Source organism: Streptomyces niphimycinicus (assembly GCF_018883605.1).
Lineage (GTDB): Bacteria > Actinomycetota > Actinomycetes > Streptomycetales > Streptomycetaceae > Streptomyces > Streptomyces niphimycinicus.
This window is the reverse complement of sequence record NZ_JAHLEM010000084.1, coordinates 43,474-56,518: the sequence shown is the minus strand read 5'-3', so window position 1 is coordinate 56,518 and position 13,045 is coordinate 43,474. Positions and strand designations below refer to the sequence as shown.

Below are 13,045 nucleotides of genomic sequence, written 5' to 3'. Positions count from 1 at the left end.
GCGAGACGGCGGAGCCGGTCTGGGACGAGCGCCGCGTCGACCGGGTCCGCTGAGCGCTCCACTGGATGTGCCGCGCCGTGCCGTCGGTCGTCTGCGGCGCCATCGTGGCTGGTCCCACGCGGCGGAGCCGCACATCGACACAGCCGCGGCGGAGCCGCACATCGACACAGCCCCGCGCCCCTTCAGGGCACCTGCCGAACCGGCAGTGGACTTCGTCCGGCCTGTTTGGCTGGGCGGCGTTCCGCCGGATCTGCCGGACCTCCCGGAACGCCGCATCACCGGTGGGCGCCGTTGACCGGCACGATCTTCTTGAGCTGCTGGACCGGGTGGAGGGCGGGCGAGCGCTGGATGACCACCTGGGCGGCCACCGCCGGCGCGCCGATCAGCACGGTGGCCCGGGGACCGGCGAACGACGGGGTGCGGGCCGGGGCGACCACCAGCAGGGGGCCCAGGTGGACCGCACCTGCCGATCTCTCTTCCGAGGGATGACCGTCAGGTCGTGGTCTTCGCCGTGGCCGGTCCGCCCGGTGCGGGTTCCGAGCGTGCGACCGGGTGGCCGGGCGCGGGCATGTGGTGGGGGAAGCCGATCCGGAGGAGGGCCGCCGCGACGGCGGACGCCAGGACGACGACGGCCGCGAGGATCAGGGCCTGCTCGTACCCGTGGTGCAGCAGAGGGGTGGCGACCAGCGGGCCGAGGATCTGGCCCACCGAGTATCCGGCCGTCAGCAGGGCGACCGCGCGCGGGAAGCGCAGATGCGCGCCGGTAGCGAGCGCGAGCGTGCTGACGCCGATGAACGTGGCGCCGAAGAGCACCGCGGAGATCAGCGCGGCGGCGACGCCACCGATCAGCGCGGGCAGGGCGATGCCGACGGCCTGGACGGCCAGGGCGGTCAGCAGGAGGCCCGGACGGGACCAGCGCCGGCCCAGCCCCGCCCACAGCGCGGAGGACGGGATGGCCGCCAGGCCGACCAGCACCCAGGCACCACTGCCGATCCAGCCGGGAGAACTCTGCTCGATCGCGGCCACCAGGAAGGTGCCCGCGATGATGTAGCCGATGCCCTCCAGCGTGTAGGAGGCGAGGAGCGCGGTGAACCACCGATGGGTGCGCGGGCCGGTCGCCCGCCGCTCCGCTCCGGGCGTGGCGGACGCCGACGGGGGCGCGGGTTCCGGCCGCAGGAACCATGCGGGCAGGGCGAGCAGCGCGGTCAGCACGGCGGAGGCCCACCACGCGGCCTGCCAGTCGGCGATGGTGCGCAGGGCGAGGACGAGCAGCCCGGACAGGGCGATTCCCGCCCCGACTCCTCCGAAGGCCCACCCGGGCAAGTGGGCGGGGTGGTCGCGCAGATGGCTGAGCAGGGAGCCGGCGGCGATGACGAAGATCAGCGCACTGGCCACGCCCGCACACAGCCGGAGCAGCAGCCATACGCCGGGGGAGTGGGTCAGTGGCATCGCGGCCAGGGACACCGTCAGCACCACCAGGCAACTCCGCAGTACGGCGGCGGAACGCACCAGTCGGGGCAGGAAGGTTCCGGCGAGCGCGCCGAGCAGATAGCCGACGTAGTTGGCGGTGGCGAGATTCGCCCCCGTGGCGGCGGACAGCCCGGCCTGAGCGTGCATCAGGGGAAGAATCGGGGTGTAGACGAAACGGCCCACACCCATGCCCGCCCCCAGTGCGGCGGCGGCCTGTACGACATGGGCCCAGGGTGAGTGGCGTAGTACGCCTCGGGAGGCGGTGACATGCTGCTGCATGGTCTCAGACTGGGGCCGCCACCAGGGAGAATGCCAGGATCGGCTTCCTCCCTGCTGGTAGGCCCGGCCTCTTACGGGCACCGCCGCCTCAGTGATCAGCGGCGATTCGAGAGACGTGGTACTGGCGGATCCGCCAACTGCCGCCATCGCGTTGAAGGACCAACGACAGATGCACCGGGGCCTCCCAGCCCGTCGGATCCCGGAAGGTGACGTCGGCGAAGCCACCGGCCACGTGTTCACCGATCCGGTAGCCGTGGACGTTCCCCAGATGGGCCCTGCGGTGGTCCGGAACGGCCGCGTAGTAGCCGCGTACCGCGTCCCGGCCGGAGAGGGTCTCGGGCCCGAACCCCTGGAAGAGGGCGTCGGGCGTGAACAGGTCGGCCATCGCGTCCGTCTGGTGGCCGTCGAAAGCGGCCTGCCAGCGGCTCAGCACCTCGTGCAGGGGGTCGTTCAGTACGTCGGTACTCATGGTGTCAGCTCCAACAGTGACAAGAGGGCGGCGTCGTCTGAGAGCCGACGCCGGGGAGGGCGCCCGGGCGGCGGGGTGCGACGCCCGGGCGGTGTGTGGTCAGTGGCCGGCGCTCTGGCCGCCGTCGACGTGGAGGATCTCGCCGGTCACGAAGGGGGCGTTCTCCAGGTAGGTGACGGCGTCGACGATGTCGCTGACCTCTCCCATCCGGCCGACCGGGTGGAGGGCGGCGAGGGTGTCGTGGTACTCCGCCGGGTGCATCGGTGTCCTGATGATGCCGAGCGATACGGCGTTGCTGCGCACCCCGCGGGTCGCGTATTCGATGGCCAGGGCCTTGGTCGCGGACTGGAGTCCGCCCTTGGTCAGGGAGGCCAGTACGGAGGCGACTGCGGAGTTGGCGTGGTCGACCAGGCTGGTGGTGATCTGGACGACGTGCCCGCCGCCCTGACGGAGCATCTGCTCGACCGCGAGCTGGCTGATGCGGAAGAAACCGCTCAGGTTGACGCCGGTGACCGCGTCGTAGTCCTGCTCCGTGTACTCCGTGAACGGCTTGGCGACGAAGATGCCCGCGTTGTTGACCAGGGTGTCGATGCGGCCGAAGCGCTCTATCGCGGCCCCGGCCACTCGCTCGGCGGTGGCGGGGTCGGCGATGTCCCCCTGGACGGTGCGGACCTGCGGGTCCGCTGAGGGGGCGATCCCGCGCGAGGTCGCGACGACGGCGTAGCCGAGCTTGCGATAGGCATCGACCAGGCCCGCGCCGATGCCCTGGGACGCGCCGGTGATGATGGCGACCTTCTGGTCAGGAGTGCTCATGGTGACTGTCTCCAGTGAGGGATGTCCGGACCGGTGTGCATGACCGGCCCCCATGAACATAGACGACCGGTCGACAAAAACCCAAGGAAGGCAAGAGCCTCCCACCCGCCCCGGCACCGCTGTGACCTGCGGTGGGAGGCAGCGCCTAGCAGATGGGAGGAAGTCGGTCACACGGACGCCCCAGTACGAGACCGCCGAGGGCGGGACGGGCCGTGGCCCCGGCCGCGGGTAGCATTGCGGGCGTGGAGCTGCGCCAGTTGCGGTATTTCGTCGCGGTAGCCGAGGAACTGCACTTCGGCCGGGCCGCGGAGCGGCTCCTGATCGCCGGCCCCTCCCTGTCCCAGCAGATCAAGTCGCTGGAACGGGATCTCGGCGTCCGGCTCTTCGACCGCGACCGCCGTTCGGTGGCCCTCACTCCGGCCGGAGCGGCCCTGCTCCCGCACACCCGGGCCCTGCTCGAGCGCGCCGACGACCTCCGTAACCGCGCCGCCAGGATCGCGGGCTCGGAACCGGTCCGGCTCGGCTATGTCAACTGGCTGCCCGCGGACCTGACCGCCCGCGCCTCGTCCGTGGCGCGTCTGCACATCGACGCATGGGTCGCGCCCTCCCATGCCCAGGCCGCCCGCGTCGCGGACGGCGGCCTCGACCTGGCGGTGTGCTGGATCCGCACCGGCGACCTGGAGAAGCTCGGACTCAGCGCCCGGCTGATCGGCGCGGAGCGGCTCTACGCCGTCTCGGCCGGGCAGGACACCGGCGAGGTCCGCGCCCAGGACACCGACGTTCTGCTGGACGACGACGCCACCACCTGGCTGTCCTGGAACGACTACGCGGAGCGATTGGCCGAGGAGGCCGGCGTCCCCGCCGTGCGCATCACGGACGGTGGCATCACCGGTCCCGTCTTCTTCGACCATGTGCGCCGGAGCAGGCGGCCCATCCTCAACTCGCCCAAGGGCCAGACCACTCCACTGCCGCCCGATCTGGCCGTACGCCCCGTGACCGGGCCGAAGGTCTACTGGACCTGGTCTCTCGTCTGGCGGCGGGACGAGCTCCGCCCGGCCGTACTGAGCACCGTCGAGGCCCTGACGGAAGGCGTCGGCGACTTCGGCATCCACGCACCGGACGCATGGCTCCCCGACGGGGATCCGTACAAGCGGTAGACCGGGCCGGATTCGTCAGTGGTGGTGGCCCTGCCGGCCGAGGGTCTCCACCGGCGTCGCGCCGGGGCGGGTCCACTGCGGCACCGGGCGGCTGGTCGGGCCCCAGGTGGCGGTCCCATCCGCGTCCGTGCGCCAGGACCAGCACGGGCCGTGCCCCTCGGGCCAGCCCTCGGGGTCGTCCTGCCACGCCTCGCGGCGGCCGTAGGGCGTCATATCGAGCAGGCCGAGGGAGCCGTTGACCCGCTCGTTGCCACGGCCCGTCGTGGAGTAGGTGAGGAACACGCGGTCGCCGTCGCGCAGGAAGGAGGTGAGGTAGCCCATGTCCCCGCCGACCGGCGCGGCCACGTCGCGCACCGAGTACCAGGGCTCGGTGTATCCCATGAACTCCACGTAGGAGGCCACCTCGTCCCACTGGCCCGTGGTCAGGATGGCGAACGAGACGCCGCCGGCGTTGAGGTAGGCGGCGTCCTGAAGGTGCCAGGCGGTGGTGGTGCAGCCCTCGCACTGCCCCTGGTGCGGCGCGCCGTCGTGCCACATGTGCTGGTAGACCACCAGCTCGTCGCGGCCCTGGAACAGGTCCAGGAACGGGACCGGGCCATCGGGCCCCACGACCTCGACCGTCCCGTCGAACTCCACCATCGGCAGCCGGCGGCGGGCCGCGGCGATGGCGTCGCCCTCGCGGGTGTGGGCCTTCTCGCGGACCAGCAGCTCGTCACGGGCGGCCTGCCAGGTGGCCAGGTCGACGATGGGCGGGCGGCCGGGCAGCGCGGTGGTCGGGTCGTCCGGTGCGGTCGTCATGGTGTCCTCCGTGGTGTCTCGTGCCGGGCGTGGTGTCTCGTGCCGGGCGGCGTCGTACGGCGTCCTTGCGACGGTCACCGGAACAGACTCGTGTCCCGGCCGGAACTCATCGCGGCAGCGGCGCGCACTCGGCCGAGCCCGCACCGACCACGCCGGGCGTCACCGCCGCCCGCCGAACTCCCAGTCATGGACCTCGATGGCGGCGTACCGGTCCTGGGTCAGGACGGCGCGTGCCGTGTCCGGGTCCGGGGCCCGCAGCAGCACCGCCGTACCCAGCCAGCCGGTGCCGTCGTCGGACAGCAGCGGTCCGTACGCGATCAGCTCGTCCCGGCCCGGCGGCACGGCGAGGTCGGCGGCTTCCCCCGAGCCGAGGCCGAGCACCAGATACCGCCGGCCACCGGTCCGGCCGCCCGGGAAGTCCCACATGGTGCGCCCCAGCACATTGCGCCACCGTCGCAGCAGCACGTCCCGGTACGCGCCGGCCTGGTAGTTCGGCTCGTCGAAGGCGAACGCGCGGGCGGCGGCGGGATCCGGCAGGCCGAGGATGTGCACGCTGCCGGTGGGCGTTTCGCCGTCGGCGAAGGTCGGGCCGCGAGCGATCATCTCCGCCGCGTACCGGTCCATATACGACCAGTGTTCTTCCGACAGCTCCTTGCGCAAGGTGAGGGAGCCGGGCCGATCGCGGTGATAGCAGAAGAAATCCATGCCGCCGACCCTCCCCGACATACGGCGGCGCCTCAATGGAATTCGGCGCGGTTCGTCAGCCGCGCCGAAGGGTGTTGAGCCGGGCGGCCTGGCGGGTCAGGTAGTCGCGTTCGGCGAGGTTGGGTGCCTGGTGGGCCGCCTCGGCGTACAGCCGTGCCGCCGTCGCCAGGTCGCCGTCCCGCTCGTGGAGGTACGCCGCCACCGCGGTGTGGCGGGGCATGGGCGACCCCCTGCTCGCAGAGGTCGGCGCGGAGTCGTTCAGCTCCGCGAGCGCGGCCAGACCGGCGCGCGGGCCGTCGGCCTCGCCGACGGCCACCACGCGGTTGAGCCGGACGACCGGGCTGTCGGTCAGGCGCACCAGCTCGTCGTACCACTCCAGGATCTGCACCCAGTCGGTCTCCTCGACGGTGGGCGCGTCGGCATGGAGTGCCGCGATGGCGGCCTGGGCCTGGAACTCGCCCAGCCGGTCGCGGGCGAGGGCCGCCTGAAGGATCGCCACGCCCTGGGCGATCATCCCGGTGTCCCACCGGGCGCGATCCTGCTCGGCGAGCGGCACCAGACTGCCGTCCGGCGCGGTCCGGGTGGCGCGCCGGGCGTGGTGGAGCAGCATGAGGGCGAGCAGCCCCGCCACTTCGGGGTGGTCGATCCGGGCCGCGAGCTGCCGGGTGAGCCGGATGGCCTCGGCGGAGAGGTCGACATCGCCGGAGTAGCCCTCGTTGAAGACCAGGTAGAGGACGCGCAGCACGGTGGCGACGTCGCCGGGCTGGTCGAAGCGCACATCGGAGACGGTGCGCTTGGCCCGGCTGATCCGCTGCGCCATGGTCGCCTCGGGCACCAGGTACGCCTGGGCGATCTGGCGGGTGGTGAGCCCGCCCACGGCGCGCAGGGTGAGCGCGACCGCGGACGACGGCGTCAGCGACGGATGGGCGCACAGGAAGTAGAGCTGGAGCGTGTCGTCCACCGCGGGCGTGGGCCCGGGCGCCGGCTCCTCCTCGACGCGGTCCTCACGCCGGCGGCGGGCGGCATCCGAGCGGGAGGCGTCGAGGAACTTGCGCCAGGCCACGGTGACCAGCCAGCCCTTCGCATCCCGAATGGGGTCTCCCCTGCTCGAGCGCAGCCGAGAGCTTGGGGAAGGGTCGGCCGGCCAGCCGCGGACCGCCTCGACCAGTGCGTCCTGTACGGCGTCCTCGGCCGCCGCGAAGTCGGCTCCGCGGCGGACGAGGACGGCGAGCACGCTCGGCGTGAGGCTCCGGATCAGGGCCTCGTTCATCGATGCGGGCACTCCGTGACGGTGGAGTGCTCGGCCAGGAACGGGCGCAGCTCGAGCCACTCGTGGATCGGGTTGCCGCCCGCCCCGGGAGCGGCCGACAGCTCCCCGGCCAGCTCGACGGCGCGCTCGTAGCTGTCGACGTCGATCACCATCCAGCCCGCGATGAGGTCCTTGGTCTCGGCGAACGGACCGTCGGTGACCGGCGGGCGCCCCTCACCGTCGTACCGCACCCATGTCCCCTCGGGGGCGAGTGCCTGGCCGCCGACGAACTCGCCGGTCTCCTCCAGCCGCGCCGCGAAGTCGTTCATGTACTTCAGATGCGCGGAGACCTCCTCCGGCGCCCACTGGTCCATGGGGACGTCGTTGACCGCGGCCGGAGCGCCACGGTAGTGCTTGAGCAGCAGGTACTTGGCCATCGTGTTTCTCCTCGGTGCTGATGCGACCCATTGTGGTCGCGTTCACCTCGGGGACGGAGCCGCTCACGGGTTCTCGACATCGCCGCGAGAAGTTTTTTCGGGGGCTGGTTCCAGGAGCGCGGTTTCTAGGGGTCGAGGACGACCCGGACCTGTGCGACGCGGTGGTCGGTGATGCCGAAGGCGCCATGGAGCACGGACACCGCGCGCTCGGGCGGCGGCAGGCAGTCCAGGGCGTTCAGCAGCACCCGGCTGACCTCCTCCACCAGCCCCGCCCGCGCCGGCCGCCCAGCATCCAGTAGGCGACATCCAGCAGATACCGGCGCTCGTCGAGCGGCTCCGCGATCGGTATCGCGTCAGCGGGCTCTGTCAGCCGACGACCGATTGCGGATGGAGCAGAAGCAGGGCGATGTCATCGCTGTGGGGATCGGTGTGCGGGTCATGGTGGACGAGGGCGTCGGCGAGGGTGTCCATGGGCTGGCCGCAGCCTTGTGCGAGCTGGTCGGCGAGGCGGGCGGTCGCGTCATCGAGATCGACGCCGGGACTCTCGACGAGGCCGTCGGTGTAGAGGGCCAGCACGGCGCCGGGCGGCAGCGGGATCTCGGTGGCCGGGTAGTCGGCGCCCGGATCTATGCCCAGCAGCAGGCCGGGTGGCAGATGGAGGACCTCGGTGTGTCCGTCGGGGTGGCGCAGGAGCGGGGGCGGATGCCCGGCCGTGGCCAGATGGGCGACGTGGTGTGCCAGGTCGATGTGGGCGTACAGGCAACTGGTGAACAAGCCGGGGTCGAGGTCGGTGAGCAGGCGGTTGGTGCGGGCGAGGACTTCCCCGGGATGTGCCCCGGCGGTGGCGTGGACGGCGGTGCGGACCTGTCCCATGAGGGCGGCGGCGTTCACGCTGTGGCCCTGGACGTCGCCGATGGCCGCGGCGACGGTGGTGGCGTCGCAGCGGATGAGGTCGTAGAAGTCGCCGCCGATGTCCATGCCGCGAGCCGTGGGCAGATAGCGGGCCGCCACCTCCAGCCCGGGCACCGTCGGAAGCGAGGCGGGGAGCAGACCGCTCTGGAGACCGTGGGCAAGCTGGTGTTCGGCGTCGTAGAGCCGGGCGCGGTCGAGGGCCTGGGCGATCAGTCCGGCCAGCGAGGTCAGGACGGCGCGTTCGTCGGGAGTGAAGTCGTGGGGCCGGTCGTAGGAGACCACGCAGCAGCCGACCGGGTGACCGGAGGCCAGCAGCGGCAGGAAGGCCCAGGCCGCCCTCTTGGTCAGCCGCGGGATGTGCGGGGCGAGCTGATTCAACTCGTGCGGGGACGCGAAGAACAGGGGTGCTCCCTTGGTCACGGCGCGCACGCTGGGGGACGTGTCGTCCCGGAACGCCGGGATGTCGAGGCGGTTGAGAAGCTCGGGTGGGTATCCACGCTCGCCGACGATACGCAGCCGGTCGCCCTCCGCCACGGACAGGACGAAGCCCTGGGCGCCGAAGGCGGGCAGGACCAGGTCGGCGGTCAGCTCGACCACGTCCTGAACGCCGACGGCCTCGGTGAGCGCGCCGGCCAGGTGCATCAGGTCGTACAGCCTGCCGGACCGGGTCGGTGTGGCGATATCCGCCCCGCGCCCCGGGCGGTCGATGGGGGCGGTGTCGTCGGTGTCGTCGGTGGGGGAGACGCGCACACTGACACCGGAGGCATCCGGGCAGAGCTGGAAGGACAGCCACCGGTCCGGCGGGCGCAGAACGGTGAAGGACGTGGGCCGGTGGCCGAGCACCGCGGCCCGGTAGCGGTCGTCGAAGACCGGGCCGTCCAGCCATGGCAGCGCCTCCCACAGCGGTGCGCCGAGCAGCTCCGGGACGCTCCCACCGACCAGCTCGGCGGCGGTGGCGTTGAGGAAGGTGATCCGGCCCGCCACGTCCAGCGCGCAACAGCCCTCCGGGAGACGGTCGGCGAAGTCCACCGCGGCCTGTGCCTGGACCGGCCCGGCGGTCCACACTCGCGGCGGGGCCGCCACATGCGGCTCTTCGGGGACCCTCGGGTGCCCGTCCGCGGCGGCATGCCGCAGGAACGCCCCCATCCGGTCGCAGGTGGAGCCGATCACGGCGCGGTCATGGGCGCTCAGGTGCGGGCGGCGCGGACTGGGCCACAGCAGCGCGAGTCCGCCCCAGACAATGGTGCCGGAGGTGATCGGTGCGGCGGCGAGCGCCACCGGGTAGGGCCATACCAGCGCTGTCCTCGGGTAGCGGCGCGCCAGCTCCGCCTGGCTGGCGAGCCACACCAGGCGCCGCTCACCCACCGCGTCCGCCAACGGACCCGAAGCCGGGAACCGCAGCCGTTCCCACAGCTCGGCAACCTTCGGCGGCATCCCGGTCATCATGGCCAGCCGCAGCACCTGTCCGCCGGGCGGCAGCAGATACACCAGGCCCGTGGCCGCGCCCGCTTCCCGTACCGCCGTGCACAGAAGCGCATCCAGCGGCTCCATACCGGAGTCGGTGGCGGGCATGGCACCCTCTCGCGTCCCCTGCCCCGCCTCCGAGCTGTGCCCCTCCTCCGCGATGTGCCGCGCCCGCCCGAAGCGGCGCCTGGCCGCCTCGGCGCTGATCCCGAAGGCGGCACCGATCCGTGCCCAGCCGACCCCGGCCTGCCGATCGGCCAGCACCGCGGACCGCACCAGCCGCTCGGCCAGCCCGGGAACCTCCGCCACCGCGGCACAGTGGCGGCCCACCGCGGCTTCCCGCGCCGGGGGGACCTCACCCGCCTGCTGCGCCGCCGCCCGCACCCGGTCCAGCAGATCCGTGCCCGCGAGGACCATCGCCTGCCGCGTCTCGGCCGCCGCCGGCCACCGAGACCGCGCCCGCCAGGCCGCCTGCCGATGTGCCGGACTGCAATACCGCCGGTTGCGGCCGGACTGATTCGGTAGCGGCGCATCGCACCAACCGCACCGAACATCACCCATATGCATACATTACGCCCGTCAGGGGTGACGGCGACCCCGGTACGCACATGCCCTTTGTCGGTGGCTGTCGGTGGCTGTCGGTGGCTGTCGGTCGCGTTGTCGGTGGCGTTGTCGGTGGCGTGTCGGCGGGATCTGGAACTTTTCAGGAGATCCTGCCGGATGCCCATTCGGCAGGCGTGCGACAGCGAGGAACCACCATGACCACTCACGTCACGATCATCGGTGCCGGACTCGGCGGCCTGACGCTCGCCCGCGTCCTGCACCTCCACGGCATCCCGGCCACGGTCTACGAGGCGGAGGTCTCTCCGACGGCGCGTACGCAGGGCGGAATGCTCGACATCCACGAGGGCAGCGGACAGCCCGCCTTGCGGGCGGCCGGTCTGATTGACGAGTTCCGCGGCCTCGTCCTGGAGGGCCGCCAGGCGATACGGGTTCTCGACCCGGACGGGACCGTCCTGGTCGACCATGCCGACGACGGTACGCGTGGCAACCCCGAGGTGCTGCGCGGCGAGCTGCGGCAGATGCTCCTCGACTCGCTCCCGGCCGGCACCGTCCGGTGGGGCCACAAGGTCAGCGGTACCCGTGCCCTCGGCGCGGGCCGCCACGAGGTGACCTTCGCCGACGGCAGCACCGTCTCCACCGGCCTGCTGGTCGGCGCCGACGGCGCGTGGTCCCGAGTCCGGCCACTGCTCTCCCGCGCGGCACCCGAGTACATCGGCATGTCGTACGTCGAGACCTGCCTGTTCGACGCCGACACCCGGCACCCGGCCAGCGCGAAAGCCGTCGGCAGCGGATCGCTGTTCGCGGTCGCGCCGGGCAAGGGATTCCTGGCGCACCGGGAGCGGGCCGGCACCCTGCACGTCTACGTGATGCTCGCCCGGCCACGGGACTGGTTCGCGGCCATCGACTTCGCCGACTCCGCCGCGGCCACCGTACGGATCGCCCAGGAATTCGACGGCTGGGCACCGGAACTCACCGCGCTGATCGCCGACGGTGACGCCGCACCGGTCCTGCGGTCCCTTTACGCCCTGCCCATCGAGCACCGGTGGGAGCGGCAGCCGGGGGTGACCCTGCTCGGCGACGCCGCCCACCTCTCGCTCCCGAACGGCGAGGGCGCCAACCTGGCCATGTACGACGGCGCCGAACTGGGCAGGGCCCTCGCCGCGCACCCCGAGGACGTCGAGGCCGCGCTCACCGAGTACGAGCAGGCCATGTTCCCCCGCAGTGCCGCGGCCGCCGCCGAAGGAATCCAGGTGCACGAGATGTTCTACGGAGCGGGCGCACCCCACAGCCTGGTCGACATGCTCACCGGCCACGAGCGGACCCCGTGAGAGGCGCGCTGGTCAGGGGTGCTGGAGCCGGGCGTGCAGGAGGCAGAACACATTGCCTTCCGGGTCGGCCAGGACGTGCCAGTTCTCGGTGCCGGTCTGGCCGACGTCGGCGGGCCGGGCGCCGAGAGCGAGCAGCCGCTCCAGCTCGGCGTCCTGGTCGCGGTCGGTGGCGTTGACGTCGATGTGCAGAGGGAGCTTCCCGGTCCGCGGGTCGCTGCTGGGGCTGAGGACCAGGGTGGGTTGCGGACCGCCGAAACCGGTGTCGGGCGGCCCGATCTCGATGCTTCCGTCGGCTTCCCGGCCGAGTTCGACGTAGCCGAGGACCTCGCTCCAGAACGCGGCGAGCCGCTCGGCGTCGGCGCAGTCGAGGACCAGTTCACTGATGCGGCATGCCATGCCCGTCAGTGTACGGAGACCACCCGGGAGTCGGCCGACAGCACGTCGCCCCGCCACATGGCGACGGGGCGATGCGCCAGGAGGCGGTCAGACGCGGTCGGCCGCGATCAGGAGGTACTGGAAGGAGCCGTCCTTGTAGGAGTTGATGAACGCCTCCTCGATGCCGGTGACCAGTGAGGACGTGGCCCGAAGCTCCCAGTACGGCAGGGTCGCAGCGGTGAGGTCGACGACGGCCTGCGGTACGAGCCGGTTGTCGGCCATGGCGCGCAGATACTCCCGGCGGGAATGGATGTTGCACTCGAAGTGTGCGTTGATCTGGGAGACCCACTTCGAGGGCTGGCCGTAACGGGGGTTCCAGCAGCCGGTGATGGTCACATAGCGACCGCCGACCGCGAGGATGCGGGAGTGCTCGGCGAAGAGGTCGTGCAGGTCGACGTACATGCTCGACTCGTTGTTCCACGAGGCCGCGATCTGCCCGGTCCCGAAGGGCGTACCGAGCATATTGCAGACACGGGCGTGGACATGGCCCTCGATGCCGAGCTCGTGGGCACGCTGGTTGGCGAAGTCCGCCTGCTTGGCCGACAGGGTGACGCCCTCGACCTTGCACCCGAAGCGCTGGTGGGCCATGACCATCGAGCCGCCGCGACCGCAGCCGGCGTCCACCAGCGTGTCGTCGCGCTCCAGGGGGCCGAGGTGGTCCAGGAGGAGTTCGGCCTGCGCCGATTCCAGGCGGTGGAGTTCGGCGATCAGCTTCTTCTCGTACGCACTGTCGTCGGTGTCGCCGAGGGCGCTGCGGTCAACGGCGCCGATGCCGTAGTGATGGTGGTAAAGGCCGTCGACATCGCCGAGACGCAGGTTCACCGGCCTGGCCTCGCCGTCCCAGTAGCGGGCGATGTCCCCCTGGTAGGGCGTCGCCGGGGCGGGGATGAACACGGAGGCGGCGCTGGTGGAGAGGGTGGCGTCGGTGGTGAAGTCGGTGCTGGTCACAGATAAGTCCATTCTTC

At 72.0% G+C, this 13,045-nt stretch carries 13 protein-coding genes and 1 pseudogene; 2 read left to right on the top strand and 12 right to left on the bottom strand.

Annotated elements, in window-relative coordinates:
- Positions 1-347 precede the first annotated feature (347 nt).
- The 4 genes and pseudogenes from KN815_RS10260 to KN815_RS10245 form a co-directional block, all read right to left on the bottom strand.
- A pseudogene (locus KN815_RS10260) lies at positions 348-452 on the bottom strand (serine/threonine-protein phosphatase); the annotation flags it as partial.
- A 40-nt stretch (positions 453-492) separates the two neighbouring features.
- Positions 493-1,749, bottom strand: coding sequence for a YbfB/YjiJ family MFS transporter (locus tag KN815_RS10255; protein ID WP_216341454.1), 1,257 nt, complete (start codon positions 1,747-1,749; stop codon positions 493-495).
- An 88-nt stretch (positions 1,750-1,837) separates the two neighbouring features.
- Positions 1,838-2,218: a nuclear transport factor 2 family protein gene (locus tag KN815_RS10250; protein ID WP_216341453.1), complete on the bottom strand. Its 381-nt coding sequence runs from the start codon at positions 2,216-2,218 to the stop codon at positions 1,838-1,840.
- Between the two features lie 99 nt (positions 2,219-2,317).
- The gene (locus KN815_RS10245) at positions 2,318-3,031 is read right to left on the bottom strand and encodes an SDR family NAD(P)-dependent oxidoreductase (protein ID WP_216341452.1); all 714 of its coding nucleotides are present in this window, start codon (positions 3,029-3,031) and stop codon (positions 2,318-2,320) included.
- 233 nt (positions 3,032-3,264) lie between these two features.
- Between KN815_RS10245 and KN815_RS10240 the strand changes: the two genes are divergently transcribed.
- Positions 3,265-4,188, top strand: coding sequence for a LysR family transcriptional regulator (locus tag KN815_RS10240; protein WP_301184564.1), 924 nt, complete (start codon positions 3,265-3,267; stop codon positions 4,186-4,188).
- Between the two features lie 15 nt (positions 4,189-4,203).
- On the opposite strand, the gene KN815_RS10235 is transcribed toward KN815_RS10240, so the two are convergent.
- From KN815_RS10235 to KN815_RS10210, 6 genes are all read right to left on the bottom strand, one after another.
- Positions 4,204-4,986, bottom strand: a complete 783-nt coding sequence (locus KN815_RS10235) for a DUF899 family protein (RefSeq protein WP_216341450.1) — start codon at positions 4,984-4,986, stop codon at positions 4,204-4,206.
- Positions 4,987-5,145: 159 nt separating this feature from the next.
- Positions 5,146-5,691, bottom strand: coding sequence for a YciI family protein (locus tag KN815_RS10230; protein ID WP_216341449.1), 546 nt, complete (start codon positions 5,689-5,691; stop codon positions 5,146-5,148).
- 55 nt (positions 5,692-5,746) lie between these two features.
- Positions 5,747-6,961, bottom strand: coding sequence for an RNA polymerase sigma factor (locus KN815_RS10225; protein WP_216341448.1), 1,215 nt, complete (start codon positions 6,959-6,961; stop codon positions 5,747-5,749).
- Positions 6,958-7,377, bottom strand: coding sequence for a YciI family protein (locus KN815_RS10220; protein WP_216341447.1), 420 nt, complete (start codon positions 7,375-7,377; stop codon positions 6,958-6,960). The genes KN815_RS10225 and KN815_RS10220 overlap by 4 nt, the downstream gene beginning before the upstream one ends.
- A gap of 125 nt (positions 7,378-7,502) precedes the next feature.
- A complete protein-coding gene (locus KN815_RS10215) occupies positions 7,503-7,640 on the bottom strand; it encodes a hypothetical protein (RefSeq protein WP_216341446.1) in 138 nt (45 codons plus the stop codon).
- A 103-nt stretch (positions 7,641-7,743) separates the two neighbouring features.
- On the bottom strand, positions 7,744-10,170 hold the full coding sequence (locus KN815_RS10210; RefSeq protein ID WP_253208874.1) for a SpoIIE family protein phosphatase: 2,427 nt from the start codon (positions 10,168-10,170) through the stop codon (positions 7,744-7,746).
- Between the two features lie 341 nt (positions 10,171-10,511).
- Here KN815_RS10210 and KN815_RS10205 point away from each other — a divergent pair, with 341 nt between their 5' ends.
- The gene (locus tag KN815_RS10205) at positions 10,512-11,645 is read left to right on the top strand and encodes an FAD-dependent oxidoreductase (RefSeq protein ID WP_216341445.1); all 1,134 of its coding nucleotides are present in this window, start codon (positions 10,512-10,514) and stop codon (positions 11,643-11,645) included.
- Between the two features lie 12 nt (positions 11,646-11,657).
- Here the strand turns inward: KN815_RS10205 and KN815_RS10200 are convergent, their stop codons facing one another.
- A complete protein-coding gene (locus KN815_RS10200) occupies positions 11,658-12,041 on the bottom strand; it encodes a VOC family protein (protein ID WP_216341444.1) in 384 nt (127 codons plus the stop codon).
- Positions 12,042-12,128: 87 nt separating this feature from the next.
- A complete protein-coding gene (locus KN815_RS10195) occupies positions 12,129-13,040 on the bottom strand; it encodes a geranyl diphosphate 2-C-methyltransferase (protein ID WP_253208873.1) in 912 nt (303 codons plus the stop codon).
- Positions 13,041-13,045 lie beyond the last annotated feature (5 nt).

What these genes read in the sequence shown, in the direction of transcription:
- KN815_RS10210 (WP_253208874.1), bottom strand. Translation starts at nt 10,170, where the DNA reads ATGGTCCTCGCGGGCACGGATCTGCTGGACCGGGTGCGGGCGGCGGCG.
- KN815_RS10200 (WP_216341444.1), bottom strand. Translation starts at nt 12,041, where the DNA reads ATGGCATGCCGCATCAGTGAACTGGTCCTCGACTGCGCCGACGCCGAG.
- KN815_RS10220 (WP_216341447.1), bottom strand. Translation starts at nt 7,377, where the DNA reads ATGGCCAAGTACCTGCTGCTCAAGCACTACCGTGGCGCTCCGGCCGCG.
- KN815_RS10225 (WP_216341448.1), bottom strand. Translation starts at nt 6,961, where the DNA reads ATGAACGAGGCCCTGATCCGGAGCCTCACGCCGAGCGTGCTCGCCGTC.
- KN815_RS10195 (WP_253208873.1), bottom strand. Translation starts at nt 13,040, where the DNA reads ATGGACTTATCTGTGACCAGCACCGACTTCACCACCGACGCCACCCTC.
- KN815_RS10250 (WP_216341453.1), bottom strand. Translation starts at nt 2,218, where the DNA reads ATGAGTACCGACGTACTGAACGACCCCCTGCACGAGGTGCTGAGCCGC.
- KN815_RS10255 (WP_216341454.1), bottom strand. Translation starts at nt 1,749, where the DNA reads ATGCAGCAGCATGTCACCGCCTCCCGAGGCGTACTACGCCACTCACCC.
- KN815_RS10205 (WP_216341445.1), top strand. Translation starts at nt 10,512, where the DNA reads ATGACCACTCACGTCACGATCATCGGTGCCGGACTCGGCGGCCTGACG.
- KN815_RS10245 (WP_216341452.1), bottom strand. Translation starts at nt 3,031, where the DNA reads ATGAGCACTCCTGACCAGAAGGTCGCCATCATCACCGGCGCGTCCCAG.
- KN815_RS10230 (WP_216341449.1), bottom strand. Translation starts at nt 5,691, where the DNA reads ATGGATTTCTTCTGCTATCACCGCGATCGGCCCGGCTCCCTCACCTTG.
- KN815_RS10235 (WP_216341450.1), bottom strand. Translation starts at nt 4,986, where the DNA reads ATGACGACCGCACCGGACGACCCGACCACCGCGCTGCCCGGCCGCCCG.